The following is a 26,483-nucleotide window of genomic DNA, read 5'->3' as shown; positions in this document are numbered from 1 at the left end:
GTCTAAGGTCCCAGCCAACTGAGGAAGGAGGGGGATGATCCCTCTCTCCTTCCTGTCCAGGTGCTAGGGCAGCAAGTCAGGAGAAATGGCAATGGCCAGAACAGAGCAGCGCTTTGACTACATCAAGATTGGGTTGGCCTCTCCAGAGCGAATTATGGAGTGGTGCCAGCGCACGCTACCCAATGGCCAAGTGGTGGGAGAGGTCACCAAGCCAGAGACCATCAACTACCGGACCCTCAAGCCGGAGATGGATGGCCTCTTTTGTGAGCGCATCTTTGGGCCAGTTAAGGACTGGGAGTGCCACTGTGGCAAGTACAAGCGCGTGCGGCACCGCGGCATTGTTTGCGAACGCTGTGGGGTGGAAGTGACGGAGTCGCGAGTGCGCCGCTACCGCATGGGCTACATCAAGCTGGCCGCTCCGGTTACCCACGTTTGGTACTTGAAGGGGATCCCCAGCTATATTGCCACGCTGCTGGACATGCCGCTGCGCGACGTGGAGCAGGTGGTGTACTTTAACGCCTACGTCGTGGTGGATCCGGGCAATGCCCCCAACCTCTCCTACAAGCAGCTGCTGACTGAGGACCAATACCTCGAGATTGAGGATCAGATGTACGAGGAGGGATCCCAGCTGCAGCTGCCGGAAAACTGGGCCATGATTGGGGCGGAAGCTATCGAACGCCTGCTCAAAGACATTGATCTAGAAAAAGAAGCGGAGCAGTTGCGGGAGGAAATTGCTACTGCCCGCGGCCAGAAGCGGGCGCGCCTGATTAAGCGGTTGCGGGTTATCAACAACTTCATTGCCACTGGAGCTCGGCCTGAGTGGATGGTGCTGCGGGTGCTACCCGTCATCCCACCCGATCTGCGCCCAATGGTGCAGTTGGATGGGGGCCGTTTTGCCACCAGTGACCTCAACGACCTCTATCGCCGCGTGATTAATCGCAACAACCGCCTGGCGCGCCTGCAGGAGATCATGGCGCCAGAGATCATTGTGCGCAACGAAAAGCGCATGCTACAGGAGGCGGTAGATGCCCTCATTGACAATGGGAGGCGGGGGCGCATGGTGGTGGGGGCTAACAATCGTCCCCTCAAGTCTCTCTCAGACATCATCGAGGGCAAACAGGGGCGCTTCCGGCAAAACCTGCTTGGCAAGCGCGTGGATTATTCTGGGCGCTCGGTAATTGTGGTGGGGCCCAACCTGCGCATGCACCAGTGCGGCCTGCCCAAAGAGATGGCCATCGAGCTGTTCCAACCCTTTGTCATCCACAAGTTGATCAAGCGGAACATCGTCAACAACATCAGAGCCGCCAAAAAGCTCATCCAAAGCAATGACCCGCAGGTTTGGGATGTCCTGGAGGAGGTCATTGACGGCCACCCAGTTTTGCTCAACCGCGCTCCAACATTGCACCGCCTCGGGATCCAAGCCTTTGAGCCGGTTCTAGTGGAGGGGAGGGCGATTCAGCTCCACCCCCTGGTCTGTCCAGCTTTCAACGCTGACTTTGATGGCGACCAGATGGCCGTGCATGTGCCCTTATCCTTGGAAGCCCAGGCGGAGGCGCGCCTGCTGATGTTGGCCACCAACAATATCCTCTCCCCCGCCACCGGTGCCCCCATCATTACCCCTACCCAAGACATGGTGTTGGGCTGCTACTACCTGACCGTGGACAACCCCGAGGCGCCTGAGATTAACGACCGCTATTTTGCCAGCCTGGAGGATGCCCTCATTGCCTACGACCGCGGCATCATTGGTCTGCACAGCAAAATCTGGGTGCGCTACAGCGGCCCCATGGAGTTGGGCAAAGGAGAAAAAGAGTCAGAGCCCCAGATTATCGAGGAACCAGGCGGCACCCGACTCAAGATTACCAACTACCGTCGCATTCGCGAGGACCAAGAGGGCAACGTCATTAGTCAATACATTCGCACTACACCGGGTCGGATCATCTTTAACAAGACGGTGCAGGACATTCTGTCGGCGTAATTCCCCCTTTTCTAGCGAGGCACCATGAGCGAAAAAGGACAAATTTCTCCCAGCTGGATGCGGCGGCCTGCTCCTGGCTCTAGGACCGAGACCCCGCCGCCTCCTGTTCCCTTTCGCAACTATCAAATCGGTAAAAAAGAGCTGCACAACCTCATTGCCTGGGCCTTTGCCCGCTACGGCACTGCCCGCACAGCCCAGATGGCGGATGCCCTGAAAACGCTGGGCTTCAGGTACGCCACCCAAGCTGCTGTCTCCATCAGCATTGAAGACCTACGCATCCCGCCCAGCAAGCGGAAGCTGTTGGCCCAGGCAGAAGCAGAGATCGAGGCAGCCACAGAGCGCTTTATCCGCGGCGAGATTACGGAGGTGGAGCGCTATCAAAAGGTCATCGACACTTGGAACCAAGTCAATGAGCAAATTAAGGAGGAGATGCTCAACAACTTCCGCCAGAACGATCCTCTCAACTCGGTCTACATGATGGCCAACTCGGGGGCGAGGGGCAATGTCTCGCAAGTGCGGCAGTTGGTGGGCATGCGCGGCCTCATGGCCAATCCCCAGGGGGAGATCATTGACTTGCCCATTAAAGCCAATTTCCGCGAGGGCTTAACCGTTACCGAATACATCATCTCCTCCTACGGGGCGCGCAAGGGCTTGGTGGACACAGCGCTGCGTACTGCCGACTCTGGCTACCTCACTCGCCGCTTGGTGGATGTCTGCCAGGACGTGATTGTGCGAGAGGTGGACTGCGGCACGGACCAGGGGATCCCGCTGCAGGCTTTGATGGATGGAGACAAGGTCGTGGTGCCCCTGGAGGAGCGCTTGGTGGGGCGGGTGCTAGCCCAAGATGTGGTGCATCCGCAAACCCAGGAGATCATTGCCCGCCGCAACCAAGATGTAGATCACGATTTAGCCAAAGCCATTGTGGAGGCCGGCATCCAGCAGGTGATGGTGCGTTCTCCCCTCACCTGTGAAGCCAACCGCTCGGTGTGCCGCATGTGCTACGGCTGGAGCCTGGCCCATTCCCGTCTGGTGGATCTGGGTGAGGCGGTCGGGATCATTGCTGCGCAATCGATTGGAGAGCCGGGCACCCAGTTGACCATGCGCACCTTCCATACGGGGGGGGTGTTTACAGGGGAGGTGGCTCGCCAAATTCGCGCCCCCTTTGCCGGTGTGGTGCGCTTCCCGAAGAATCTGCGCACCCGCCCCTTCCGCACCCGCCACGGTGATGACGCCCTCCAGGTGGAGGTCAATAACCAAATTGTCCTGGAGGGACCGGATGGACAGCGGGAAGTCTTCGATCTAACCCAGGGATCCACCCTGCTGGTGCGAGATGGGGCGCAGGTGCAGCGGAATCAGTTAATTGGGGAAGTGGCTGTAGCCAAGGCCGTGCGCAAGAGCACCGAAAAAGCCCAGAAGGAGGTAGTAGCCGATTTGGCGGGGGAAATTCGCTTTGCTGACCTGCCTATTGAGGAAAAAACCGACCGCCAGGGCAACACTACCTCCACTGCCCAGCGGCAAGGGCTGATCTGGGTTCTGTCTGGCCAGGTGTACAACCTGCCTCCGGGCGCCGAGCCAGTGGTGAAAAACGGGGATCGGGTGCAGCCGGGGGATGTGATTGCCGAAACCTCCCTAGTAACTGAGCATGGCGGTATGGTGCGCCTGCCAGAGTGCAGCGACATCAAAGGTGGACGGGAGGTGGAGATTATCAATGCGGCCGTGGTGCTCCACGAGGCGCGGGTGCGGGTGGAATCTCACCAGGGCCGGGAGCAATTTTTGCTAGACACCCCCAGCGGCCAGACTTTTGTCCTCAAAGCCACGCCAGGTACCAAAGTCGGCAACGACGAGGTGGTGGCAGAGCTAATCGACAACCACTTCCGCAGTCAAACGGGGGGCTTGGCCAAGTTTGCTGGCATTGAGGTAGCTCGGCGGGGCAGAGCAAAGCAGGGCTACGAGGTCATCCGCGGCGGCACCCTGCTGTGGATCCCGGAGGAGACCCACGAGGTGAATAAGGACATCTCTCTCTTAAACGTCGAGGATGGCCAGTACGTGGAAGCCGGCACTGAGGTGGTGAAGGACATTTTCTGCCAAAATGCCGGTGTAGTTGAGGTTATCCAGAAAAACGACATCCTCCGGGAAATCATCATCAAGCCTGGATCTCTGCATTTGGTGGAGGATCCCGCTGACTTGGAAATCCCCACTGGAACCTTCATCCAGCCGGGTCAAAAGCTGCTTAGCAGCATTGTTCCTGACCGACTGGTCTATCTGGAGCAGGTGGAAACCCCCGAAGGACCTGCCGTCCTCCTGCGCCCGGTGTACGAGTATGAAATTCCCGATCGACCTGTGGTGCCCACCCAGGAGTCCACGAGTGAGTCTGGTCGCTCCATTCGCCTGCGGGCTGTACAGCGGGTTCCCTTTAAGGACGGGGAGCGGGTCAAGTCGGTGGGTCCAGTGGAATTGCTGCGCACACAATTGGTGTTGGAGATCGATACTGACGCCCCGCAGCTGAAGGCTGATATTGAGCTCATCCAGGATGAGAAGGATCCCAGTATCCGCCGCCTGCAACTGGTGATTCTGGAAACCTTGGTGCTGCGCCCCGATGTGGAGGCAGATCTCACCCAGGGGAGTACCCACACCCGGCTGCTGGTCAATCAAGGAGACACTGTTGGCAAAGGAGGAGTTATCGCCCGCACCGAGATCCAGGCCAAAAAAGCCGGGATTGTGCAAGGGATCCGCCAGGGCACCGAGGTAGTGCGGCGGGTGCTAGTCATTACCGACGACGATCTGCTGACGGTGCCCTTAAACGGACCCGCTAGGGTCGAGGTGGGAGCGCTAGTGCGAGCTGGAGACGAGCTGGCGCCAGGGATCCCTGCTCCTGAGTCGGGCCAAGTGATGCAAATTGCGGAGGGGCACCTGGTGCTGCGGCTGGCGCGGCCCTACCTGGTTTCCGCAGGTGCCATCCTCCAGGTGCGGGATGGAGATCTCGTGCAGCGGGGAGATGCCCTAGCCATCCTCATCTTTGAGCGGGCCAAGACCGGCGACATCATCCAGGGGCTGCCGCGGGTGGAGGAGCTGTTAGAGGCTCGCAAGCCCAAGGAAATGTGTGTCTTGGCCAAGCGACCCGGCATCGTGCAGCTAAGCTGGCAGGGAGAAGAGCCGGATCTAAGGGTCATCGAGGCCGATGGCACGGTTACTCCCTATTCTGTGCTGCCAGGGCAGAGCTTGGTGGTGGTTGACGGCCAGCCAGTGGGGGTAGGGGATCCCCTAACTGACGGCCCTGCCAACCCCCACGATCTTCTGGAGATCTACTTCGAGTACTACCGCCAGACCCTGGGAGATGACCAAGCGGCGCGGCTGGCCCTGCGGGAGGTACAGCGCTTCCTCGTCAACGAGGTGCAGAATGTCTACCGCTCGCAGGGGGTAGAAATTGCCGACAAGCACATTGAGATTGTGGTACGCCAGATGACCTCTAAAGTGCGGGTGGACGACAGCGGTGACACCGTCCTGTTACCGGGTGAGCTGGTAGAGTTGCGGCAAATCCAGCAAGAAAATGCCTCCCTAGCGCTCAGTGGAGGGGCGCCGGCCAAGTACACACCCGTCCTCCTGGGGATCACCAAGGCCAGCTTGAATACCGATAGCTTCATCTCAGCAGCCAGCTTCCAGGAAACCACGCGGGTGCTCACTGAGGCAGCCATTGAGGGCAGATCCGACTGGTTGCGGGGCCTGAAGGAGAACGTCATCATCGGCCGCCTGATCCCGGCAGGTACAGGCTTTAGCACCTACCAGGAGGTAGTGCCAGAGCCGGAGCCTCCTGAGGAGGAAGAGCATCCCGTAGTCCTGCCGGGGGTACCACGCCGCGTGGTCCTAGAGGATGACCAACTCATCGACGACTCCACCCCTATTGACGAGCCAACAGAAGAGGAGGAAGAAGAAGAGTAAGCGAGGCCACCTAAGTTGCGGTTGCTGTCCCTCCTGCTAACTTGGCAAGGAGGGATGGCTCCCCAGAAGGTGGCCTGTTTTTCCCTTCGGGGTTGGGGGCTGCCAGGTTTCCCAGAGGTCAATGGCCTGTTTGCTTTGCCCGCATAGGGGTTGTTGGGCAGACCCCACCTTGCGGTAGAGCCAAAAGCAGGGCAACACCACCTCGTAGGGATCCACAGCAGCCAAGGCCAAAACATTCCCACCGCCTAAAGGCGGGGGATTCTTACGCAGTTCAACAACGAACTTGTAAAGGCACTGGCAAGATGCCTCTAGACAGTCCCTTGAGGCAAAGCCCCTTAGCGGGACGGACTGGCTGAGACGTTAGTATCTCCCGGACGCTTGCCACCGTTTTAGGGACTCGCCTGGGAACAGCAACCTGAGCGAGCTTTTCCGCCCTGCCCTCAAGGGCTGGGTTCTGGACAGGCTGCGCTTAGCCGCAATGGCTCTCAGGGCAAAGTTCAAGAAGCTCACCACCCGCTCAGACTCTTCAGAACGGGCTTAAGCAAAGTCGGCATCCTGCTGCCAATCTGCCAAAGGTGAGTGGTAAAGAAGCGCTTCCGCGTCGTTTTTTTAACCTTGAGCCTAAGCTGCCGGCAGGAGAGGGCGAAAGCCGTGCTTGCGCGACAATTGCCCAATGAGCTCTAGTTTCTCCAAAGTAATGAGGTTGCGGCCCCAACTGAAATTGGTGTGCAGACCCTCGAACTCCAGCAGCATTGCCTCGGCAAAGCAGGCAAAGAGGTGACGGGCGGGGTTGGCCACATTCAAAAATTGCATGATATTCCACTCAATATCCAGCGCGTGTTCCACCATGCCACCGTCGATGACATATAACCCCTTGCGCTGCAACCGAGAGGCGATGTTTTTGGGATAGCCGCCGTCGATGATGACGCAGGGATCCGGCAACACTTGGGGATCGAGGGTTACCCCCTGGCTCATGCTGGCCACCCAGACAATGAAGTCGGCGCGCGGCAAGGCCTCTTCTAGGGAAGAGATCTCCCCTTTTTTGAGGGTGGCCTGCAGTTCTTCTAGGCGTCGCCGCTCGCGGGCTATGAGCAACAGCTTGGCTACTGAAGTGCAGTTCACCAGCCACTGACAAATGGCACTGCCGATATCGCCGGTAGCTCCCACCACGGCAACTGTGGCAGCAGCCAAGTCCATAGCGTAGCGCTGGGCTGCCGCCTGCAATTGTTGACAAATAATGTAAGCGGTGTGGGTGTTGCCAGTGGTGAAGCGCCGGATCTCCAGGTCAACGTTGCGCACCCGCTTGAGGGTTTCGAGGCGAAAATTCTCAAAGATAATGCTGCTAAACCCGCCTAGCGCAGTGATATTGAGGCCCCGCCGCTGCGCTAGGGCCATGGCATTTAAAACTTTACGACAGGCCGCCTTTACTCGACCCCCAGCCAGCATTTCCGGTAGGAAACAGGATTCAACGTACTGACCATAAATTTTCTGGCCAGTGATACTGGTAACTACAATCTCATCCACCACTTGAGGTGGAGCCATACACCAAAATTCCAGGTCACTTTCCGCATATTCGGCATACCCCAGCTTGTCTGCCACCTGCTTTGCGTTGGCCAGGCTAGTCAAGTGCCCGATCAGGCCAAACATAGACGCTCACTCACTTCTTCCATCCGGATCCCATCAAAACATGTCCCAGCAAGAGTAGGGAGCGCTCCAGCTAGGCCAGACACCCCATCGGCAGGCAGAGTAGAGGCGGGTCAAGCAGCCCGCAGACCCTGGGCTGAGAGGCGCATCACCTCGCGCGTGCTAAAGCCAATGTTGGCCAGCGCTTCGCCATAGGCAATGAGGAAGTCCTCCACAATGGCCTCGCGATCCATGTAGATAGCTTCTATGTCTTCATTCACCTGCTGCAGCATCTGCCAGACCAGGGGCAGATTTTGGGCGTTGGCCGCTTCAATTTGGGCTTTGACCTCAGCAAAGTTTTCGCCCAGCCAGCGCTCGCCAAAATTAAGGTGGAAATATTCGTCCTTGACTACCCCTTCCGTAATCTTGCGGGCAAACTCATCGGCAACTGGGAGGTAGATGTTGTAGGCAGCAATGGCAAAGCACTCGATGATTAGCGACTGAATAACCAAGCAAGTAACCAAGTCTGCAGCTGCTGCCGCTTTTTGGAAATTATTCCGCAAGGGGGCAAAGAAAGCACGGGCAAACTCCCTCTCGGGTTCTACCTGCAGATTTTTGCCACAGGCTTGGAAGCCCTTCATGTGGCGCAGTTCCATCTTGGCCAACTTGCGCAGCTCCTCTGCAGCTTCCGGCAGCATTTCGGCCAGCTTAAGGTAGTTGTTATGGGCTTCCTGTTCCCCTTCGATAACAATGCCGTTGATACGGGAGTAGGCCTGCCGATACCGTGGGCTGCTGTAGTCTATCCCATCGGCAGGGGAGGGAGAGGTGTTGGGCAGGACGTTCGCTGGGGCCATACGCATGCATCTCCTTTTGTCGTCGTAGATTGCTGGGAACCGTTTGCCAGCCAGCAATCCTAGGGCTTGCCACCCAATTGTTCCTCTACTCAGGATAGCCTTAGGTGGCACGGAATTTGTCGGATGAGGAGACAAGCCTGTTAGGGTGAGTGCTCAAGTGGTGTTGGGGGGCCTGTGGTATGTCTGCTCTTGGGGATGGCCTGCAGCAGTTGCGCCAGTTGCTGGTGGAGCTGGAGGAACAATCCCTCGATCAGCCAATTGGCAGTGCCGAGGAGGTGTTGCAGGCAATCGAGTTGGCAACGTCTTTTGAGCTGTTCGAGCCAGAGAGCAGTCGCTTGCTGCTCCAGATTGTGGCCAATCTTTGGGATCGGGTGCGCCAGCACGATCTGTCGGCGCCGGAGATTGCAGTGGTGGCGGAGAAGCTGCGGGCAGTGGGCTACACAGACGCTGAGATCGAAGAGATTTTGGATCTAGAGCCGCAGGAAGACTAGCGAGAGGCTAGGCAGAAACCATGCCCAGTTCCTCAGTATCTGCTTCCAGTTGGGTAGCAGGGTTGTAGCAGGCTCCGCGCAGGTTAGCCAGTTTCAGCTTGCAGCCGCTGAGGTTAGCCCCTTTGAGATTGGCACTGCTGAGGTTGGCCCCCGCCAGGTCGGCCTGGCTAAGATCGGCGCCACTTAGATCGGCTGCAGTCAGGTTGGCGCCGCGCAGGTTGGCTCTTTGCAATTGGGATCCTGGCAACTTGGCTTTCTCCAGGTTGGCCAGGCGCAGGTTGGATCCCTGCAGATCGGCCTGGCTAAGATCGGCGCCGCTAAGGTAGGCCCGCTCCAGGTTAGCCCCCGCTAGCTTGGCTTGCTGGAGGAGGGCCCCCCCTAAGTCAATCCCAGGTAGCTCCGCGCCAGTCAAGTCAGCTCCTGGCAGTTGGCTGTTGCTGAAATCGCGCTCACCCCTGCTGTAGCGTTGCAGCAGTTCCGTTACGCTCTCAACCATTCCCCTTTTCCACACCCGACAAGTCGGATCTTAGGGGGGGAAACAGTTGCTGCCAAGAATACAGCTGCCGCAGCCAGCTCCCCCTTCTTCAAAACCGCGCTAGGATGGGCACATCCCCCCTCTTGTCCCAAACCTCCTGTGATGGACTTGCCCCGCGTGCCCCGCTCCCGACCTCGGCCAAAGTTGCGCTCGATCCCTCGCCGCAAAACCGAATCTGCCCTCTATGCCGAGATGCAGCAGCTCTCGCTAGAAAAGCAGCGGCTTAATCAGGAACTGGAGTTTCTCCAGGAGCGGCAAGGGCAAATACAGGCACGGCTTCAGGAAATTGAACAAGCGCTGCAGCATTTTCAGCAGGCAGCAGAGGCTTTTCGAGATCCCGCCTCTTCCCCAAAGCCCCATCCTGCCGGCTTTTCTCCCTCGCCCTTCCTACCCATGACCTTTGAGTACTGAGCCAGTTTGCAGGGGGGCAAGCCAGGTGCGTGCCTGAACCTGGGAAAGCCAATCTTACAGGGGGTTAGGGAGAGTGGTAGGCTGATCCTAGCAGTGAGGCCGAGGTCCTGCAGCAGACCAGTTGTCTGGCAATTGCCCCCGGCTTTCCCTGGCGGGATCCGACGCCCAGCTTAGGAGCCACTCATTCAACATCGCTAAGTCCACAACTACAGCTGAGCAAACAAGGAGCTAAACCACAACCATGGTTAGTGCTACTGCCACTGCAGCCAACGTTGGCTACATTACCCAGGTCATTGGACCGGTGGTTGACGTCGAGTTTCCCAGCGGCAAGCTGCCCCAAATCTACAATGCCCTCAAGGTGGAGGCCACTACCGAAAGTGGTCTGAAGGTAAAAGTTACCTGTGAAGTGCAGCAGCTTTTGGGAGATAACCGCGTGCGGGCCGTGGCCATGTCTTCCACCGATGGGCTGGTGCGGGGTATGCCGGTGGTGGATACAGGCGCCCCAATTACTGTGCCAGTGGGTGAGGCCACCCTGGGCCGTATTTTCAACGTGCTGGGAGAGCCGGTGGATCAGGGAGGGCCGGTACAAGCTAAGGAGTATGCCCCTATCCACCGCAGTGCTCCGCCCTTGGTGGAACTCAGTGTCAAACCGGAGCTCCTTGAAACTGGCATTAAGGTCATTGACCTGCTGGCCCCCTTCAAGAAGGGCGGTAAGGTAGGCTTGTTTGGGGGTGCCGGTGTAGGCAAGACCGTACTTATCCAGGAGCTAATCCACAACATTGCCGAAGAGCACTCTGGCCTGTCAGTGTTTGCCGGTGTGGGAGAGCGCACCCGCGAGGGAAACGACCTCTACAACGAAATGAAGGAGTCTGGGGTGCTGAGTAAGGTGGCGCTGGTCTACGGCCAGATGAACGAGCCGCCGGGTGCCCGCATGCGGGTGGGCCTCACCGCCCTGACGATGGCCGAGTACTTCCGCGACGTCAACAAGCAGGACGTGCTGCTGTTTATCGACAACATCTTCCGCTTTGTGCAGGCTGGCTCGGAAGTGTCGGCGCTGTTGGGCCGGATGCCCTCGGCGGTGGGCTATCAGCCAACCTTGGCGACAGAGATGGGCAACCTGCAGGAGCGGATTACCTCCACCAAGCAGGGATCCATCACTTCTGTGCAGGCGGTGTATGTGCCTGCTGACGACTTGACGGATCCGGCACCAGCGACGACGTTTGCCCACCTGGATTCGACAGTGGTGCTGTCGCGCAGCTTGGCAGCCAAGGGCATTTACCCCGCGGTGGATCCCCTGGATTCTTCATCCACAATTTTGCAGGCGGACATTGTGGGGGAAGAGCACTACAACACAGCCCGGGCAGTGAAGCAGACGCTGCAGCGCTACAAGGAGCTGCAGGACATCATTGCTATTTTGGGCCTGGACGAGCTCTCGGAGGAAGACAAGCTGGTGGTGGCCCGTGCCCGCCGCATTGAGCGTTTCCTGTCGCAGCCCTTCTTTGTGGCGGAAGTGTTCACGGGCTCGCCCGGCAAGTACGTGAAGTTGGAGGATACCATCAAGGGCTTCCAGCGCATTCTCTCGGGAGAGCTGGACGAGCTGCCGGAACAGGCCTTCTACCTGGTGGGCACCATCGAGGAGGCCATCGAGAAGGCAGAGAAGCTCAAGTCCAAGTAACTCCTTCCCCCTCCCCAAGGGGAGGGAGAGGAGGGGGGCCAGGGACCCTTGGCCACAGGCCGGAAGCAGTACCGTAACAGGCGTACCTAGGCCTGCAGGACTTGGCTGCGGGGGAGATCAGCCGCCCCAGCTCGTTGACTGGGTAGGCGCCCTTCTCCCTGGTCATTGGAGGGCAGGGCGGCAAAGCAAAAGCAAGAGCCCGCCCAGTAGAAGGCTCTCGGCTGCTGCCCCAGCTTCCAGGCGCTGATTCTTCCTGCGCGCCAGGCTTTAGGAGGCTGTCTCCTCGTTGCTGGTAGAAGGAAGCTCGACGCTTAGGGAGGGATCCTCCAGCTGCAGGGAGAGCTCATAAAGGCGGCGCCGCGTCCAGAAAGAGGATCCCTGCAGACGCTGAGCCAGTTGTCGGCTGGCGGCGGAGCGGGGCAGGCCCTTAGCCAGCAGGCAAGCCAGCTCCTGGCGCACTTCTGCTTCGGAGGGGGAGATTTCCTCGCCCTTTTCTAAGGAAGGCCGCCCCTCCAGAACAAGGGTAAATTCTCCCCGCGGCGGCTGGGCAAGGCAGTGCTCCAGAGCAGCGGCCAGGGATCCCCGCCAAAAGGACTCGTGCCATTTGGTGAGCTCGCGGGCTAGCACAATCTGCCGCTGGGGGCCGCAGTGCACTAGGAGATCCTGCAAGGTCTGCTGCAGGCGGTGGGGGGCTTCGTAGAGAACGATGGTGCGCTCTTCTTGGGCCAGTTGCTGCAGGCGTGCCTGGCGCTGCCTGGGTTTAAGGGGCAGAAAGCCCTCGAAGACAAATCGTTCGGTGGGCAAGCCGGAGGCCGTCAACGCGGCCACTGCCGCCACAGGCCCAGGCACCGGGATCACCGGGATCCCAGCTTGGATACAGGCGCGCACCAACTCCTGGCCTGGATCGGAGATGGCGGGTGTACCGGCATCGCTGATGAGGGCCACCGACTGCCCTGCTGCTAGGTACTTGAGGATCTGCGGGATCCGCCGACTGGCATTGTGCTCGTGGTAGCTAATGAGGCGAGCGGAAATTTGAAAATGGCTAAGAAGCTGACCAGAATGGCGGGTATCTTCCGCAGCCACCCAGTCCACCTCTTGCAAAACTCGCAGTGCGCGTAGGGTGATATCTTCGCGGTTGCCAATGGGAGTAGCCACCAAGTAAAGGGCGGCGCTGGGGTGCTCCATTCCCGGGGCCCGAAGGGATCTCCAGGCTAAGGGCTGGTAATTTGGAAACGACTCTCAGCAGCAAGAAAGCCCTCTTTTGAGGGCCTCCTCAGGGATACTGTTTGCGCCGTTTTACCGTTGTTTTCGACCTGGAAAATCCACGATAGGACATCGGGGATGACTATTGATAGTTTCCAAACCAAGTTTGGCCTACTGCTCTCACATCCACACCCGTCCTAATTTCCAAAGGGTATCGATCGCAAAAACATAACGGCAGTCACCAACGCCTCAGTATCCTTTGGCTATCATACCGTATTCCTGGGCTAGATCTGTCAAGGACCTAGCAAGGATTTGCAGGGAGAGAGGCTAGGCCCGCCTTTAGCTACGATAAGGGACAGCTCAACCTTTTGGCAGCCATGCTGGGTTCTCTGTTGGACAACATCTACGGCGCCTGGTTTTTACCCGAGCGTACCTTTCGCCTGCTGCGACAGCAGCCTGTCCTCTGGCAGGCGTTTGTGGTGGTAGCGCTGCTCCACATCCTCGAGGCCCTTCGCCGCTTTGGGGTAAACTTGCCGAGCTTGGTACTGGCCGTCGTGGCGGGATCCCTAAGCTGGGTAAGCTCAGCAGCTTTGTTGCAGGGGCTGGCCTTTTGCTTTGGGCGGGCTGCCCCTTCCTTTGCGGCACTGCTTTGCCTAACGGCCTTTGCCGGTTTGCCTTGGCTGCTCCTGGGGCCTGCCCAGTCTTTGGGCGGGGTGGCCGGATCCCTCTTGGGCTTAGTGGCGCTAGGGTGGTTTGCGGTCTGGCAGGTGCGGGCAGCGGCGGTGGCCCTGGATCTGGAGTGGTGGCGTCTAGTTGGCCTAATCCCAATGGCCTTTCTGGGAGGGATCCTGTCCCTGAACTGGTTAACCAGCGGCCTCCTCGCCTTGGCTTCTCTGGGCTAGGTGGGGAGGAAGTACTCGTTGCAGCTCGGGTCTTTCCTCGGGGAGGATGGCGCCTTCGATGGGGCAAACCTGTAAACAGATGCCACAGTCGATGCAGACGGCAAAGTCAATCCAGAAGTAGTTGGTGCCTTTGGCATTTTTGCCATCCCCCGGGTGAATACAGGCAACAGGGCAAGCCTCCACACAGTCGGCAACGCCTTCGCAAACGTCGGTAACAATGGTGTGTGGCATGGATCCCTCCCGCCGGCAATTCTCACTCCTGTTGGTCAGGGCAGTCAGCCTCAAGTCTGTCCGCCCTCTGTCCGTGGCTTGCGGATGGTTTTGTCATTCTAGGCGAAAACGGGCCTCTTGATGGGTAGTCCCCGCAACTGCAACAGTAGCAAAGGTGAAGAGGGACAGGGGAAGTTTGGGCTAAGCTTTCTCTGAGGAAAGCCAAATCAAGCGGGAGTGGCAGCCATGCGGTGCTCGTGGCCCCTGGCGCTAGGCTTAGGTTGGGTGCTCACCTGGTCGAGTGCTAGCCTACCGACGTGGTCCCAAGGCGTGCAACAGCAAGCCTCACTGGCCTGGACGGAGGCCTATGTGGCGGCGTTGGAGCGCGAAACGGATCTGGTGCTTACTCAGGAGCCGCTGTCGGCCCCTCTCACCCGCCTAGAACTGGCCCAGTGGCTGACGGAGTTTTTCGGCTACATCCCCAACCCCAAGCAGGTCCAAGAGATTCGCGATCTCGAGCCCAATACCCCCGACTATTGGACAGCCCAGGCGGTGCTACAGGCAGGGGCAATGCGCCTGTACGAAGGCAACGAGTTTCGCCCGCAAGGGGATCTCACCCACCTGGAAGCTCTGGCTATTTTGGTGCGGGCCCTGCAATTGCCTGCCCCCACTCCAGCTGACATTGAGCGCTGGATGGCTCTGTACACCGATGCTGCTGAGGTGCCAGAGGTAGGGCGGGCTTTGGTGGCCATGGCAGGGGAAGCGGGCCTAGTGGTGAATGTACCGGATCCCGCCAAGCTGCGGCCCAACCGAGTGCTTAGCCGAGCTGAAGGGGCAGTGCTGTTGCATCAAGCGCTGGTGTATCGCGGAAAGCTGCCGCCTCTGCCGCCTCCAGTAGCCCAGCTGCGTCCTTCCCCTGCAGCGGTAGCCACGAGGGTTCAGCCTGAAATCTTGCAAACACGAGTTATTCCTGAAGCGGGAGTGGTGCCGCCAGGGGGAACCTTGACCGTTGAGGCCCGGGGCACCCCCAATGGCAAGGCCAGGGTGGATATTGGCGATCTGGTGCGTGGCTTGCCCATGGAAGAGGTGCAGCCTGGCTATTACCGTGCCGTCTACACCCTTGGCCCCCAAGACAGGGCCCTTGGCCCCGACCTCCGCATTCAACTCAGCCTCAACGGGCTGGAGACCCGTGTTCAGCGGCGACTCCCTCAGTTGGCCCTGGGCAATGTTGCGCCCCCGCCGGTGCAGCCCCTCTTCCCTCCGCCACCTATTGCTACTCCTACCCCCGTGGCCACCAGCCTTGCCCCTCGCATCACGGCTATTCGTTTGGATCCCCAGCGCGACCTGGTGGAAGGTGACATCCTCACCATCGCCATCTGGGGGGACTCGGGGGGAGTGGCCCAATTTGACCTGGGCAATCTGGCCCTGAACCAGCCAATGCGGGAGGTGCGGCCCCACCACTACGAGGGCACCTACGTGGTGGCTCCCACCCACCAGGCCACCAACCCCACTGTGCGGGTTGTGTTAACTAAAGACGGCCTCAGCCAGGAGTACCGGGAGATCTTTCCTTTCTCCATCGATGGATCTAAAGGGACCCGCTCCACCATTCAGCCAGCTTCTCGGCCTTTGGCTGCTGGGCCGCCCCAGATTTTTAGCGTCGCCACCAACAGCACCAACCTGCGCCCAGGCGAGATCCTCAAAGTTACGATGCGAGGGGATCCTGGAGGGAGAGCTGCCTTTCGCATCGTTGGGGTGACGCCGGAGGTGGAGATGCGAGAGGTGGCACCAGGCCTCTACGAAACCCAGCAACAACTGCCCCTTAACATGCAGCCGGTTACCAACGGCGTCATTGAAGTAATCTTGGAGCGAGGCGGGCAGAAAACCACCCAAACTAGCCCCTCACCTATTACTATTGCTCCTTGAGCACCTGCTACGCAGTATTGCAAGAACTTTATCCCACTAGCGCAAATAGGAGCTATAGGCTGGTCCAGCCATGGGCTGAGGATTTTGAACAAACCGGTAGCGATGACCTGAGCTACTGCCCAACCAGACATTCCCAGAAGTAGGGGGGGGAACACTGTCCCTTTTCTGTACCCTACTTCCACATAGAGGGCAGGCTTCAATGGCTTACGCCACGCTCTGGGAACGCTTCAATTGTCCCTCTACGAGCAACCCCAGCAGGTCCCACCGCGTGGTTACACCCGAGACCCTCCTACCCCATCTTCGCGGGGGTGCGGGATCTCGGCCCTGGCGCTGCGAGTTTGGGAGGGGGCTTATCCACCCCCCTGCCCTCAGCAGCTCAAGAATCCGATTGGCCAGCTGTTGGCATTCAGCAGCAGCTTGGTAGTTGGGTGGGCAGCAAAGTGTCTTTGTCTTGTTGGAAATGACCATCTGCTCTTTGGCTAGATGGCTGCCTCAAAGGGATCCGCGCTGTGCTGCAGCTGGGTAGAGAGCTTGGGGATAACCTGCAGTTTGAACTGTTGCTCGAAGACTTTTTTCTTCTCGTTCAAGCTCCACAGCTCTAGAGCACAGTCATCGTTGGGGTGCTTGGGCTCCAAAATAAGCTCCAGGCAACGGGGGCCCTCTCCCAAAAGCTGAAAACGGCAGTGCACCGCCTGGATGGCCTGCAGGCGGCGGCGATCCAGAGCACAGGCTATGCGCAACAAGGGACTCAGTTCCAGGACCACTTGGCGATCCCGCTCGTTGGTAAGGCGCTGAAAGTTCTCGTGCTTCTTCTTGGGGGGGGACTTGCGATGGTAGCGGGCTAGGTTGGCGATCACCTCCACCTCTTCCTCGTTAAAGCCCAAGAGTTCCCCGTAGCGGATGAGGTAGTAGGAGTGTTTGTGGTGGGCGGCATGGCTAATGAAGTGGCCGCAGTTGTGCAGCATGGCCGCCGCCCAGAGAAGGGCTCGCTCGCGAGAGCCCCAGGAGTGCAGGATGCCGCGGGTTTGATCGAAGAGGCTGAGGGCAAACTCCGCCACTCGCTCGGCGTAGGGGATCTCCACCTGGTATTTTTCCGCCAGCTTGAGGACGCTGCGCCGCCGCACCGAGCTGTGGTAGCGCAGCCGATCTTCAATTAACCCCTGGCTGATCATCCAATCTACGATCAGCCCTTCCCGCAGGGCCCGCTCACAAAACTGGATCTTCTCCACCCCCAGCAGGGTCATCACCTCCTCCAAGATGACTGCCCCCGCTAGGATGATTTCTCCCCGCCTCTCCCCAAGACCAGGTAGCTTTTGCCGTTCGGCTACGGTGAGAGAGCGCAGCTCTTTGACATAGCCCCGCAGGGCTTCCAGGCTAAACTTGTACCCCTGCAGGCGAGTGGGGACAGCACCCAAGCGACGGCGGGCATCCAACTGGGCCAGGCACTCGATGGTGCCAGAGGTGCCCACCAAGGGCAGGGATCCCTGCTGCTGTGAGGCTGCAACGATGCGCCTCATCTGCTCGATGGGAGCTTCCAGCATGCCGCGGATGTGTTGCCGCAGGGCTTGCAACTCGGCAGCAGTAGGCGGATCGTGGTGCAAAAACGCTTGGGTCAGGCGCACCGCTCCCACCTTGATGCTGCGCAGGAACTCGGGCTCTTGGCCGTTGCCCAGAATCAGCTCGGTGGAGCCGCCGCCGATATCCACCACCGCGTGCAGCCGGTTGTGGAACTCCATGGCCGAGAGTACCCCCAGGTAGATGCGGCGGGCTTCCTCCTGGCCCGAGATCAACTCCACCCGCAGGCCCAGCTCCTGTTCTATCCGCTTTAAAAATTCCAGCCCGTTGGGGGCTTCGCGCACGGCACTAGTAGCCACCGCAACAATGTCCTGCACCTGAAAGCTTTCGGCAAGGCGGCAAAACCGCTCCAGAGCCAACCGCGCCCGTTCCATGGCTGCAGGCGTCAGGGCGCCCGTCTGGCTGCAAAACTCTCCCAGGCGGACGGTGGCTTTTTCGCGGGAGATGATGGTGAAGCTGGGGATGTGGGGGTTGATGCGCACCACCACCATGTGTAGGGAGTTGCTGCCCACATCGATGGCGGCGATAACGGGAGCACCTCCAGAAAGGGAGAGCGGTTGCGGTTCAGAGGCAGCAGAGCGTGCAACAAGGTTGGCGGGCGAGGAGACCATGATAAAGGCAGGGGTTGCAGCACCTCAATAATAATACCGCGCGCTTTTGCCCCTTTTTCTTGGCTAAGCTTGAGGGGCCTCTCAACCCAGCAGTATCTCGACTGCCCTTGCCTCAGCCTAAGATAAGAGTACGAATAGTCTTTGTTGTTAAAGCGGGTTCCGATGTCTCAACCAGCCGCGTCGCCTCAGCAGGCCAATAGTACTCTCAAGCTGCTGCGTACTCAGGAGTCTCCCAAGCTGGAGCGCATTCGCCATACCACCTCCCATGTGATGGCCATGGCGGTGCAAAGGCTATTTCCCAAGGCAAAGGTAACCATCGGCCCAACAACGGACTATGGCTTCTACTACGATTTTGACCATCCCGAGCCCTTCACCCCGGAAGATCTAGAGCGCATCAAAAAAGAGATGCAGGCCATCATCAAAAAGGGCTTGCCGGTAATCCGTGAGGAGGTGAGTCGGGAAGAAGCCAGACGCCGCATCGAAGCCCTTGGCGAGCCTTACAAGTTGGAGATCCTAGACAGCATCCCCGAAGGCGAGCCGATCACTATTTATCATCTGGGGGACGAGTGGTGGGATCTCTGTGCCGGCCCCCACGTGGAAAACACTAAGGAGATCAACCCCAAGGCTTTTGACCTGCTCAGCGTAGCTGGCGCCTATTGGCGAGGAGATGCAAGCAGGCCCCAGCTTCAGCGCATCTACGGCACTGCCTGGGAGACGCCAGAGGAGCTGAAGGAATACAAGCGGCGGCTGGAAGAGGCCAAGCGACGGGATCACCGCAAGCTGGGCAAGGAGTTGGGCCTATTCATCTTTTCCGACGAGGTGGGGCCGGGCCTGCCCCTTTGGACTCCCAAAGGAACTACCCTGCGCTGGGTGCTGGAGGATTTTCTCAAGCAGGAGCAGCTCAAGCGGGGCTATCTGCCGGTGGTGACACCCCATATTGCCCGTGTGGATTTGTTCAAGATCTCCGGCCACTGGCAAAAGTATCGGGAAGACATGTTTCCCCTGATGGCGGAAAGCGAGGAAGCACGGGCGGCAGAGCAGGGCTTTGTCATGAAGCCGATGAACTGCCCTTTTCACATCCAAATCTATAAATCGGAGCTGCGCTCCTACCGCGACTTACCACTGCGCTATGCCGAATTCGGCACCGTCTATCGCTACGAACAATCGGGAGAGCTGGGAGGCTTAACCCGCGTTCGCGGCTTCACGGTAGATGATGCCCATTTGTTTGTCCGGCCCGATCAGTTGGAAGAAGAGTTTCTCAAGGTTGTCGATCTCATTCTGGTCGTTTTCGACAAGCTCAAACTCAAGAATTTTCGCGCCCGCCTCAGTTTCCGCGATCCCAAATCCGATAAATATTTGGGATCCCCGGAAGAGTGGGACATGGCCGAGAACGCCATTCGCCGCGCGGTGGAGAAGTTGTCGATGCCCTATTTTGAAGGGATCGGGGAGGCAGCTTTCTACGGGCCGAAGCTGGACTTCATCTTCCGCGACGCGCTGGATCGGGAGTGGCAGTTGGGCACAGTGCAGGTGGACTACCAAAACCCGCAGCGCTTTGATTTGTACTACGTAGCCGAAGACGGCTCCCGGCAGCGGCCGGTGATGATCCACCGCGCTCCCTTTGGCTCGCTGGAGCGGCTCATTGGAATCCTCATTGAAGAATACGCGGGGGATTTTCCCTTCTGGCTAGCGCCAGAACAGGTGCGCATTTTGCCCGTTTCCGACCAGTACCTGGGCTATGCCACCCAGGTGCGGGACCAGCTGCGGGAACAGGGGATCCGCGTCCACATCGATGCCGACAGCGAGCGCCTGCCCAAAAAGATCCGCAACGCCGAGAAGGCCAGGATCCCCTTCATGCTCATTGTGGGAGAAAAAGAACAGGCAACCGGCACAGTGAGCGTGCGCCAGCGCCACGGCCAAGACTGGGGATCCCTGACAGTGGCAGAGTTCCTAGCCAAGGTGCAAGCCCTTGACTAGGTGGGGTCCCCGCCGTCGCTGCTTGGAGAACTAGCTAGAGCTGGAGGCTGCCAGCGCCGCCCGCCGCTGCTCCAAGTCTTGGGCCGAGATGCGCCCGTAGGTTACACTGAGCTCCGCCAGCCGCTGGGCCAGCTCTGGTTGCAGCATCTCCTCGCGGTAGCGCCAGGCCCAGTTGTTCTCGGCCCTGCCGGGGAAGTTCATGCGCGCCTCTGCCCCCAGGCCCATCACATCTTGCAGGGGAATGATGGCCAGACTGGCCACGGAGGCAAAGGCGAGGCGGATGAGATCCCAGTGGATGCCCTCCGATCCCTGGCAGCCGAGGTAGCGCAATAGGTTTTGTTTTTCCCACTCCGGGCGTTCTGGGTCATGAAACCAGCCCACCACAGTGTTGTTGTCGTGGGTGCCGGTGTAGACGACGAAGTTGCGCTCGTAGTTGTGGGGCAGGTGGGGATTGTCAGGGCCAGCGCCGAAGGCGAACAGCAGGACTTTCATGCCAGGCAGACCAAATTGATCCCGCAATTGCAACACCTCCGGCGTAATTTCTCCCAGATCTTCGGCAATGAGCGGAACTTCCCCCAACTTCTCGGCCAGCGCCCGAAAGAAATCAGCCCCCGGCCCCTTTTGCCACTCCCCTTCTACGGCTGTTTCCGCCTCGGCAGGGATGGCCCAGTAGCTTTCGAAGCCGCGAAAGTGGTCAATGCGCACATAGTCCACCTGTTTGAGGATGGCCTGGATGCGCCGGATCCACCAGCTATAGCCGCGAGCCTTGAGCACCTCCCAATTGTAGAGGGGATTGCCCCAGCGCTGCCCAGTGGGGCTAAAGTAATCGGGAGGAACGCCGGCTACCCGCAGAGGCCGCCCTTGCTCATCGAGCTGAAACAATTCCCGGCTGGCCCAGACGTCAGCACTGTCGGCAGCAACGTAGATGGGTACGTCGCCAATAAGCTGCACTTGATGCTGGTGGGCATACTCCCTTAGGGATCCCCACTGTTGGGCAAATAGATACTGCCAGAACATCTGGCGGGTTACAGCCTCGGCGTAGCGGTCGCGGGCCTCTTGGAGAGCAAGGGGATCCCGCTGGGCCAGAGCCGGATCCCATTGAGTCCACTCTTGGTTGCCGTATACCTCTTTAAGGGCCATGAACAGGGCGTAGTCCGGCAGCCAATCGGCCTCGGCAGCACAGTAGGCTTGAAAGGCTTCCCAGTCGGCGGCCTTGGCCTTGTCTTTGAAGGTGGCCCAGGCGCGGTGCAGCAGACCCAGCTTGAAGGGGATCACGGTTTCGTAGTCCACCCGCTCGGCCCTTCCCCCCTGAATGGCTGGCCATTGGGGCAGCTCCTGCCAGCTGTTGGGCTCCAGCCAGCCGGCTTTCACCAGCAGCTCCGGGCTAATCAGCAGGGGGTTGCCGGCAATGGCGGAAAAGCTCATGTAGGGGGAGTTGCCCCAGCCAGTGGGTCCCAAAGGCAGCACCTGCCAGAGGCTCTGGCCGCTTTCTACCAAAAAATCCACAAACCGATAAGCCGACGGCCCCAGATCGCCAATGCCAAATGGCCCCGGCAGAGAGGTTGGATGGAGGAGGATGCCACTGAGTCTGCCCATGCGCATGGCTATGCCTTTTTGCCCAACCGGGTATTCCACCGCCTATGCTGTCACTTTTGCAGTTGGATGGAAGTCCCTCCAAGCTAGCTTCTCCAACCTTGGCAGACAGCCCGGTGGCAAGCCTGCACCTCTTCGAGGGTAAACAGGCGGCGAAAGGGGATTCCCCTCTCGCGAAAGCGAGCTTCTGCCCCTTCCTGGCGATCCACCAGGGCTAGGATCCCTTCTGCCCGGTAGCCTGCTGTGCGTACTCGCTCTACGACCTTGAGGGCGGAGCCACCTGTAGTGACGACATCCTCCAAGATCCAGACCCGACTGCCAGCTGGCAGTTCCGGCCCCTCGATCCAGGCCTGGGTGCCGTGCGCCTTGGGCTCTTTGCGGACAATCAGGGCCGCTAGGTTAGCGGGCTGGGCGTAGAGGGAAGCCAAGCTCACCGCCGTCACCAGGGGATCCGCCCCTAGGGTCATCCCGGCAACGGCGGCGGTTTCGGGAGGCAACAGCCGATGGAGCAAGGATCCCACCAGGTAGGCCCCCTGGGGGTGGAGGGTGACGGGCTTGCAGTTGATGTAGTAGGAGCTCTGCTGCCCAGAGGTGAGAGTAAAAGATCCCTCGCGGTAGGCCAGTTGCGCCAGCAAATAGAGCAATTTCTCCCGCGCCTCAGCTGGGGAGAGCTTTAAGGGGGAACACTCCAGTAACAACACGGCAGGGCTCCAAGTGGGTTTACTCCCAAGGGGTGGGGTGCCAGGCAGGACAACAATTTCCGCTGCACCCGTTGCAACAATAGCTGAAGACGATAGCCCAAGGAAGAAGGCCAATCCAATTTGGGAGGGCAGGTCTTTTAGCAACGGAAGGAAAGGAGTAGAGTAGAACAGCAGAGTCTCTAAACCACGAGGATCCCATGACACGAGGCTTTGGACCCTTTGGCAAAATTCAGGAAGCCCTCAAGAAAGCCCAAGAGGTGCGCGACGGCGCCCAAAGACTACAAAAAGAGCTAGAAGAAATGGAGATTGTTGGCGAAGCTGGCAATGGGTTGGTGAAGGTAACGGTCAACGGCAACCAGGAGCCCCTCAAGGTGTCCCTGGATCCCCAGGTCCTCCAGGAGCCGGTGGATGTGGTGGAGGACTTGCTGCTCACGGCAATGGTGAATGCCTATACCCAGTCTGCTGAGACGATGCGCAAGCGCATGGAGGAACTGACAGCGAATATCAGCCTGCCAGGGTTGGGGTTGGGCTGATACTGGCCAGCCTGGCTTTCTATGTACACTCGCCCTTTGGCTCGCCTCATCGAGGAGCTGCAGCGCCTGCCCGGAATTGGCTCCAAAACAGCTCAGCGGCTGGCCTTGCACTTGCTCAACCGGCCCGCTGGCGAGGTCGAGGCCCTGGCCCAAGCCCTGCTGGAAGCCAAACAAACCGTTAAGCACTGCTCTTTGTGCTTCAACTGGTCGGCGGAGGATCCCTGTGAGATCTGCCGTTCGCCCCAGCGGGATCGCCTGCTCTGGTGCGTGGTGGCCGATGTCAGGGATCTCATTGCTGTGGAGCGAACGCGCGAGTTTAAGGGTCTCTACCACGTGTTGGGGGGCCTTATCTCGCCCATCAACGGGATCGGGGCTGAGCAGTTGCGCATCCGCGAACTGGTGGCACGGGTGGCTCGGGAAAAGCCCCAGGAGCTTATCTTTGCCCTCAGCCCCAGTGTGGAGGGGGAGGTCACTATGCACGTGGTTAAAGATTACCTTAGGCCGATTGCCCCCAACCTGCGCCTGACTCGTCTAGCCTTCGGCCTGCCCATGGGATCCGAGTTGGAGTATGCCGATGAAGTGACCCTGGCCCGGGCCTTAGAGGCACGGCAGGAGCTGTAGCAGCAGGCTGGCGGGAACGGTTAACCTGCCGCTGGTCTTAGAGGGGTTCCCCAACCATGAGCAAAGAGCAGGTGAGGCGTTCCAGGAGGCGGGTGGTTGTGTCGCTAAAGGAGAGGCTCCCACTGGGGTGGCGCCGCCGAAAAAAGGGCAACACCACCAGGTCAAACCCTTGCGCCTCTTGCAAGAGGTTTTTGACGACATCGTCGCTGGCCAAGACCTTTACCTGGACGGGGTAGCCCACGTCTGGCTGTTGGGCCAGAGACAAAAGCTGCGCCTCCAGCCACTGGCGATCGCTTTCGGGGGTACCGCCTGGGCAGATGTGGAGCAAGGTGATCTCCCCCTGGTTGGCGGCAGCCAAGATCTGGGCTAGGCGCACCGCCTGGGCTGACTGCGAGCGAAAGTTTTCCAGCGCCACCAGGATCCGCCGCAGCTTGTGAGGGGGCTGGAGCAAGCGCGCCACGGCAACGGGGCAGTGAGCGGCCCAGAGGACACTATTGATGACACTGCCGAAGAGGCGGGCCCGCAAGCGGGTGGGATCGCTCCAGCCCATGACAATGAGGCTGGCGTTCTGCTCACGGCTGGCGTGGCTGATCCCTTGGGCAACGTGGCTGTCAATGCGGCTGAGGGGGGTAACTTCTACTCCCCAGGCCTGACAAAACTCCACTGCCCGCCGCAGCAGATCCTCGCCGCGCTCCAAGGAGTCCTGCAGCAAGGGGGAGTCCATGTGCAGGTGGCCGGTCGCCACCGTGAGGGGAACCACCCGCCCGCCCTCGTGCTTGGCCAGGAGGCAGGCCATCTCCAGGAGGTTTTCCTCGGTTTCGGGATTGGCCAGGGGCACCACGACCACGTAGGGCTGGGGAGGCGGCGTTACAGAGACCCCTGCCCCAGACGGAAGCCGGCTCTGTTCCTCCTCCCTAGCCATCTGCGTAGCCGCCCGAGTGGTCAAAATTGGACCCAGCGTGGCTGTAACCAGCATTAGCACCACCACGCTGTTGAGCACCTCCGCCTTGAGTAGCCCCACGCGGTACCCCACTAGAGCGGCCGCCAGGGTGGCGGCTACCTGGGGCAGGGAGAGTGACCACATCATTAGCTTTTGCGCCGGGGTGTAGTGGTAGAGCCACTGACAGAGTTGGGCGGCAGCGTATTTGCTCAGGCTTAGCCCCAGCAAGATGCTCAGCATCAGCCAAAGGGAGCTGAGGGTTTGCAGAAAGGCGCGTAGATCAAGCAACAGCCCTATATCCACAAAGAAGACGGGGATGAACAAGATGCTGCCGACAAAGACAATCTTTTCTTTGACAGAGCCCTCCCGCAGCACATCGTTCACGGCTAGCCCCGCCAAGAAGGCGCCGATGATCTTCTCTACCCCAATCCACTGCGCCCCCAGAGCCGCCACAAACAGAGCCAGCAGCACAAACAAAAATTGGTTGCCCTCTTCGCTGCCGGTTACGCGAAAGAACCGCTGCCCCAGCCAGTCCACCCCAAACAGCACCGCAGCCGCATACAGCAGCAGGGATCCCAGCAGCCGCACCAAGCTCCAGAGGGAAAACTCACCGCCGTGGATGCCGACACAGACTGCCAAGACCAGCAGCGAGGCAATGTCGGTAAAGATGGTGCCGCCAATGGTGACCAGCACCGCCTCATTTCTCACCAGGCCATAGCGGCTGACGATGGGGTAGCCCAGGGGGGTGTGGGAGGCAAACAGGGATCCCAATAGAATGGCCGCATTCCAGCCAAAGCCAAATAGCCGCCCAATGGCAGTGCCCACAGTTAGGGGGATGGCAAAGGTCAACACGCCAAAGGTGGCGGAGCGGTTGCGGGTCTGCCGAAATTGCTCCAGGTCAATCTCCAGCCCGGCCACAAACAGCAGGTAGACCACGCCAATATCCGAGAGCAACTGCACCGTCGGCAGCTCTGAGCTCAGCAGGTTCAGTCCCTGCGGCCCTAGGGCGATCCCTGCCGCCAAAAGGCCCACCAACCCCGGTAGGCGCAGCCGCTCAAAGAGCAGCGGCACCACTAGGATCACCCCCAGCAGTAGAACAAACGAGAGGATAGGCTCCTCTTGCAAAAGTGAGCGTATGGCCTCCATTGGCCAGGCCCTCGAGTGGACACTTTCCTGATTATGGAAGCAACCTGCCCAAATAGCCGCAAGCAGCCCCCCGGCTTGGTCAACCCTCCTCTGGCCAGGAAGGGGCTTGCCAACGGATCCCACCCCTTCTCGGGACTCTCCTAAAGGTGCTCTCAGCAAACCTTAGCTACTGGGGGGCCCCTCCTGGACTTGCAGCGTCAGGGCCAGGATCCAGACACCCCCGCGAAAGAAAGTAGGGTACTCTACAACCACGCGGTGGGACATCCCGTGGCTGCTCGTGGAGGGACTCCAGGATCTCTGTTACAGAAACTGATGGCTTTCCGGCTGCAGCACCACCTCATTGGGCACGGCATTGGCGGGCAGCGTGAGGACAAAGTGAATGGCCTCGGCAGCCGTGGTGGGGCTGAGCATTTTATCCCTTTGCACCTTGAGGCTGATGGGATCCCAGAAGGGTGAGTCGATGCCGCCAAAGTAAAACAGGGTAAAGCGCACCCCAAAGCGCTTTAGCTCATCGGCCATGCATTTGCTAAAGCCGACCACGCCAAATTTGGCAGCACAGTAAGCTGCAGCCATGGCCATAGGGTGACGGCCCAAAATGCCGGGGAAGTTGAGGATGTGGCCGGATTTTTGCTCCCGCATGGCATTGGCTGCCAGTTGGCTGGTGTAGAAGCTGCCCTTGAGGTTAACCGCCAGCATCCGCTCCAGCTCGGCAGGGGTAATTTGCGGGGCAGGCTTGAGGATCCCGGCTCCTGCCAGGTTGATCAACACGTCGATCCGCCCGTGCCTTTGTAGGGTTTGGTTGACAAGGGCCTCCACCTGGGCATAGTCCGTCACATCGGCAGGGATCCCCAGCCCGGAGGCAGCCCCCAGGGACACCGCTTTCTCTGCCAGCGCGCGCAAGGGATCCTCCCGCCGTGCCGCCAGCACCAGATGGGCTCCGGCCTGGGCCAACATAGGCACCAGGGCGCTGCCAATGCCCCCTGTGGCCCCTGTAATGAGAACAACTGCCTGGGACAATGAGGAAGACACGTTACGTTTTTTAAACTCTTCC

General features: G+C 59.5%; 18 protein-coding genes, 1 other RNA gene and 1 pseudogene. 9 read left to right on the top strand and 11 right to left on the bottom strand.

All coding sequences use genetic code 11. The annotated features are described in order from the left end of the window. Positions 1–91 precede the first annotated feature (91 nt). A pseudogene (locus tag NW822_RS01895) lies at positions 92–5,911 on the top strand (DNA-directed RNA polymerase subunit beta'); the annotation flags it as partial. A gap of 621 nt (positions 5,912–6,532) precedes the next feature. Here the strand turns inward: NW822_RS01895 and NW822_RS01890 are convergent. After that, positions 6,533–7,558, bottom strand: coding sequence for a long-chain acyl-[acyl-carrier-protein] reductase (locus tag NW822_RS01890; protein ID WP_414361965.1), 1,026 nt, complete (start codon positions 7,556–7,558; stop codon positions 6,533–6,535). A 110-nt stretch (positions 7,559–7,668) separates the two neighbouring features. After that, positions 7,669–8,388 carry an aldehyde oxygenase (deformylating) gene (locus tag NW822_RS01885; RefSeq protein ID WP_414403325.1) on the bottom strand — a complete coding sequence of 240 codons (720 nt, stop codon included), beginning with the start codon at positions 8,386–8,388 and terminating at the stop codon, positions 7,669–7,671. Positions 8,389–8,567: 179 nt separating this feature from the next. Between NW822_RS01885 and NW822_RS01880 the strand changes: the two genes are divergently transcribed. Continuing rightward, positions 8,568–8,879, top strand: coding sequence for a hypothetical protein (locus NW822_RS01880; RefSeq protein WP_414403324.1), 312 nt, complete (start codon positions 8,568–8,570; stop codon positions 8,877–8,879). 7 nt (positions 8,880–8,886) lie between these two features. Here NW822_RS01880 and NW822_RS01875 read toward each other — a convergent pair whose 3' ends face one another. After that, entirely contained in the window at positions 8,887–9,375 is a 489-nt protein-coding gene (locus NW822_RS01875; RefSeq protein ID WP_414361970.1) for a pentapeptide repeat-containing protein, read from the bottom strand. Between the two features lie 141 nt (positions 9,376–9,516). On the opposite strand from NW822_RS01875, the gene NW822_RS01870 reads away from it, so the two are divergent. Both NW822_RS01870 and atpD read left to right on the top strand, forming a co-directional pair. Then, positions 9,517–9,825: a gas vesicle protein GvpV gene (locus NW822_RS01870; protein ID WP_414403323.1), complete on the top strand. Its 309-nt coding sequence runs from the start codon at positions 9,517–9,519 to the stop codon at positions 9,823–9,825. A 241-nt stretch (positions 9,826–10,066) separates the two neighbouring features. Next, positions 10,067–11,500 (top strand): F0F1 ATP synthase subunit beta, encoded by a 1,434-nt coding sequence (atpD, locus tag NW822_RS01865; protein ID WP_414361973.1) that lies wholly within the window; start codon positions 10,067–10,069, stop codon positions 11,498–11,500. 267 nt (positions 11,501–11,767) lie between these two features. On the opposite strand, the gene rsmI is transcribed toward atpD, so the two are convergent. Together rsmI and ssrS are read right to left on the bottom strand one after the other, a co-directional pair. After that, positions 11,768–12,685: a 16S rRNA (cytidine(1402)-2'-O)-methyltransferase gene (gene rsmI, locus NW822_RS01860; RefSeq protein ID WP_414403322.1), complete on the bottom strand. Its 918-nt coding sequence runs from the start codon at positions 12,683–12,685 to the stop codon at positions 11,768–11,770. 90 nt (positions 12,686–12,775) lie between these two features. Next, a non-coding RNA gene (gene ssrS, locus NW822_RS01855) (6S RNA) lies at positions 12,776–12,962 on the bottom strand. Positions 12,963–13,080: 118 nt separating this feature from the next. Here ssrS and NW822_RS01850 point away from each other — a divergent pair. Beyond that, positions 13,081–13,605, top strand: a complete 525-nt coding sequence (locus NW822_RS01850; RefSeq protein WP_414361975.1) for a hypothetical protein — start codon at positions 13,081–13,083, stop codon at positions 13,603–13,605. Here the strand turns inward: NW822_RS01850 and NW822_RS01845 are convergent. Next, complete coding sequence (locus NW822_RS01845) at positions 13,567–13,836, bottom strand: indolepyruvate ferredoxin oxidoreductase subunit alpha (protein ID WP_414361976.1); 270 nt, start codon at positions 13,834–13,836, stop codon at positions 13,567–13,569. The two genes, NW822_RS01850 and NW822_RS01845, sit on opposite strands and share 39 nt — an antisense overlap. Before the next feature lie 225 nt (positions 13,837–14,061). Between NW822_RS01845 and NW822_RS01840 the strand changes: the two genes are divergently transcribed. Beyond that, positions 14,062–15,738: an S-layer protein gene (locus NW822_RS01840; protein ID WP_414403321.1), complete on the top strand. Its 1,677-nt coding sequence runs from the start codon at positions 14,062–14,064 to the stop codon at positions 15,736–15,738. A 479-nt stretch (positions 15,739–16,217) separates the two neighbouring features. Here the strand turns inward: NW822_RS01840 and NW822_RS01835 are convergent, their stop codons facing one another. Beyond that, entirely contained in the window at positions 16,218–17,924 is a 1,707-nt protein-coding gene (locus NW822_RS01835) for an HD domain-containing protein (protein WP_414403320.1), read from the bottom strand. Positions 17,925–18,086: 162 nt separating this feature from the next. On the opposite strand from NW822_RS01835, the gene thrS reads away from it, so the two are divergent. Then, positions 18,087–19,898: a threonine--tRNA ligase gene (gene thrS / locus NW822_RS01830; RefSeq protein ID WP_414403319.1), complete on the top strand. Its 1,812-nt coding sequence runs from the start codon at positions 18,087–18,089 to the stop codon at positions 19,896–19,898. A 30-nt stretch (positions 19,899–19,928) separates the two neighbouring features. Here the strand turns inward: thrS and malQ are convergent, their stop codons facing one another. Further along, positions 19,929–21,500 carry a 4-alpha-glucanotransferase gene (gene malQ, locus NW822_RS01825; protein WP_414403370.1) on the bottom strand — a complete coding sequence of 524 codons (1,572 nt, stop codon included), beginning with the start codon at positions 21,498–21,500 and terminating at the stop codon, positions 19,929–19,931. Positions 21,501–21,577: 77 nt separating this feature from the next. Continuing rightward, complete coding sequence (gene pyrE, locus NW822_RS01820; RefSeq protein WP_414403318.1) at positions 21,578–22,192, bottom strand: orotate phosphoribosyltransferase; 615 nt, start codon at positions 22,190–22,192, stop codon at positions 21,578–21,580. Positions 22,193–22,389: 197 nt separating this feature from the next. Between pyrE and NW822_RS01815 the strand changes: the two genes are divergently transcribed. Continuing rightward, positions 22,390–22,725, top strand: coding sequence for a YbaB/EbfC family nucleoid-associated protein (locus NW822_RS01815; protein WP_414403317.1), 336 nt, complete (start codon positions 22,390–22,392; stop codon positions 22,723–22,725). Positions 22,726–22,746: 21 nt separating this feature from the next. Further along, entirely contained in the window at positions 22,747–23,346 is a 600-nt protein-coding gene (recR, locus tag NW822_RS01810; protein WP_414403316.1) for a recombination mediator RecR, read from the top strand. 37 nt (positions 23,347–23,383) lie between these two features. Here recR and NW822_RS01805 read toward each other — a convergent pair whose 3' ends face one another. Both NW822_RS01805 and NW822_RS01800 read right to left on the bottom strand, forming a co-directional pair. Then, positions 23,384–25,411 carry a cation:proton antiporter gene (locus tag NW822_RS01805; RefSeq protein WP_414403315.1) on the bottom strand — a complete coding sequence of 676 codons (2,028 nt, stop codon included), beginning with the start codon at positions 25,409–25,411 and terminating at the stop codon, positions 23,384–23,386. 321 nt (positions 25,412–25,732) lie between these two features. Next, positions 25,733–26,461, bottom strand: coding sequence for an SDR family oxidoreductase (locus tag NW822_RS01800; RefSeq protein WP_414361992.1), 729 nt, complete (start codon positions 26,459–26,461; stop codon positions 25,733–25,735). Between the last annotated feature and the right edge of the window lie 22 nt (positions 26,462–26,483).

Source organism: Synechococcus sp. H70.2 (assembly GCF_047462275.1).
In the GTDB taxonomy this organism is placed as follows: Bacteria; Cyanobacteriota; Cyanobacteriia; order Thermostichales; family Thermostichaceae; genus Thermostichus.
The sequence above is the reverse complement of the archived record's forward strand: the minus strand, read 5'-3'. Positions and strand labels throughout refer to the sequence as shown.

What these genes read in the sequence shown, in the direction of transcription:
- NW822_RS01890 (WP_414361965.1), bottom strand. Translation starts at nt 7,558, where the DNA reads ATGTTTGGCCTGATCGGGCACTTGACTAGCCTGGCCAACGCAAAGCAG.
- NW822_RS01885 (WP_414403325.1), bottom strand. Translation starts at nt 8,388, where the DNA reads ATGGCCCCAGCGAACGTCCTGCCCAACACCTCTCCCTCCCCTGCCGAT.
- NW822_RS01880 (WP_414403324.1), top strand. Translation starts at nt 8,568, where the DNA reads ATGTCTGCTCTTGGGGATGGCCTGCAGCAGTTGCGCCAGTTGCTGGTG.
- NW822_RS01875 (WP_414361970.1), bottom strand. Translation starts at nt 9,375, where the DNA reads ATGGTTGAGAGCGTAACGGAACTGCTGCAACGCTACAGCAGGGGTGAG.
- NW822_RS01870 (WP_414403323.1), top strand. Translation starts at nt 9,517, where the DNA reads ATGGACTTGCCCCGCGTGCCCCGCTCCCGACCTCGGCCAAAGTTGCGC.
- atpD (WP_414361973.1), top strand. Translation starts at nt 10,067, where the DNA reads ATGGTTAGTGCTACTGCCACTGCAGCCAACGTTGGCTACATTACCCAG.
- rsmI (WP_414403322.1), bottom strand. Translation starts at nt 12,685, where the DNA reads ATGGAGCACCCCAGCGCCGCCCTTTACTTGGTGGCTACTCCCATTGGC.
- NW822_RS01850 (WP_414361975.1), top strand. Translation starts at nt 13,081, where the DNA reads ATGCTGGGTTCTCTGTTGGACAACATCTACGGCGCCTGGTTTTTACCC.
- NW822_RS01845 (WP_414361976.1), bottom strand. Translation starts at nt 13,836, where the DNA reads ATGCCACACACCATTGTTACCGACGTTTGCGAAGGCGTTGCCGACTGT.
- NW822_RS01840 (WP_414403321.1), top strand. Translation starts at nt 14,062, where the DNA reads ATGCGGTGCTCGTGGCCCCTGGCGCTAGGCTTAGGTTGGGTGCTCACC.
- NW822_RS01835 (WP_414403320.1), bottom strand. Translation starts at nt 17,924, where the DNA reads ATGGTCTCCTCGCCCGCCAACCTTGTTGCACGCTCTGCTGCCTCTGAA.
- thrS (WP_414403319.1), top strand. Translation starts at nt 18,087, where the DNA reads ATGTCTCAACCAGCCGCGTCGCCTCAGCAGGCCAATAGTACTCTCAAG.
- malQ (WP_414403370.1), bottom strand. Translation starts at nt 21,500, where the DNA reads ATGCGCATGGGCAGACTCAGTGGCATCCTCCTCCATCCAACCTCTCTG.
- NW822_RS01815 (WP_414403317.1), top strand. Translation starts at nt 22,390, where the DNA reads ATGACACGAGGCTTTGGACCCTTTGGCAAAATTCAGGAAGCCCTCAAG.
- recR (WP_414403316.1), top strand. Translation starts at nt 22,747, where the DNA reads ATGTACACTCGCCCTTTGGCTCGCCTCATCGAGGAGCTGCAGCGCCTG.